This window comes from Vibrio sp. Vb1755 (assembly GCF_033338635.1).
GTDB classification, from domain to species: domain Bacteria; phylum Pseudomonadota; class Gammaproteobacteria; order Enterobacterales; family Vibrionaceae; genus Vibrio; species Vibrio alginolyticus.
Window position 1 is genome coordinate 1 of sequence record NZ_JAWOTA010000239.1, and the last position, 1,204, is coordinate 1,204.

The following is a 1,204-nucleotide window of genomic DNA, read 5'->3' on the forward strand; positions in this document are numbered from 1 at the left end:
AGGTTTGGCAGCTTCGCCAATCAAAATCTATCTTGATGGTACGGCTGGCCAGTCGTTTGGTGTTTGGAATGCGGGCGGCGTAGAGCTTTACCTCACTGGTGATGCGAACGACTACGTAGGCAAAGGCATGGCAGGCGGTAAGATCGCGATTAAACCTCACCTAGGCACTGCATTTAAATGTAACGAAGCCACCATTATCGGTAACACATGTTTGTACGGCGCGACAGGAGGCAAACTGTTTGCTGCGGGTAAAGCGGGAGAGCGTTTTGGTGTTCGTAACTCTGGCACCATCGCCGTCATAGAAGGTGCTGGCGATAACGCTTGTGAATACATGACTGGCGGCATTGTGGCTATTCTTGGCGCCACAGGTGTGAACTTCGGCGCTGGTATGACGGGCGGTTTTGCTTACGTGTTGGATGAAAATCAAGACTTCCAAGGTCGTGTAAACAACGAATCGGTGGAAGCCATTTCACTGTCGGATCTATACATCCACCAAGAGCACTTGCGCGGCCTAATTGCGGAGCATCTCGAAGAGACTGGCTCTAGCCATGCAGAACATATTTTGGCGAACTTTGACGAATGGATTCCGAAGTTCTATTTGGTGAAACCTCAAGCGGCTGACTTAAACACGCTACTTGGTCACCAAAGCCGCAGCGCTGCTGAACTGCGCGTTCAAGCCCAATAAATCATGGAGGATGTTTGAATCATGAGTCAGAACGTTTACCAATTTATCGATGTTCAACGCGTAGATCCGGCGAAAAAACCAATTAAGATTCGTAAGATTGAGTTTGTTGAAATCTACGAGCCGTTCACGAAACAACAAGCAACGGCGCAAGCCGATCGCTGTTTGGATTGCGGTAACCCATATTGTGAATGGAAGTGCCCCGTCCATAACTACATTCCCCAGTGGCTAAAACTGGCGAATGAAGGCCGAATTTTAGAAGCCGTGGAACTTTCACACCAAACCAACAGCTTGCCTGAAGTGTGTGGCCGTGTGTGTCCGCAAGACCGTTTGTGTGAGGGTTCGTGCACACTAAATGATGATTTTGGTGCAGTCACGATAGGTAACATTGAAAAGTACATCACCGACAAAGCCTTTGAAATGGGCTGGAAGCCTGACATGTCCAAAGTGGAGTGGACGGATAAAAAGGTGGCAATCATCGGCGCTGGCCCTGCTGGTTTGGCAGCAGCAGACATTTTAGTT

2 pseudogenes are annotated in these 1,204 nt (G+C 49.1%); both read left to right on the forward strand.

Annotation, left to right across the window (positions count from 1 at the left end):
* A pseudogene (gltB, locus tag R7E00_RS24210) lies at positions 1 to 685 on the forward strand (glutamate synthase large subunit); the annotation flags it as partial.
* A 21-nt stretch (positions 686 to 706) separates the two neighbouring features.
* Positions 707 to 1,204: pseudogene (locus tag R7E00_RS24215) on the forward strand (glutamate synthase small subunit); the annotation flags it as partial.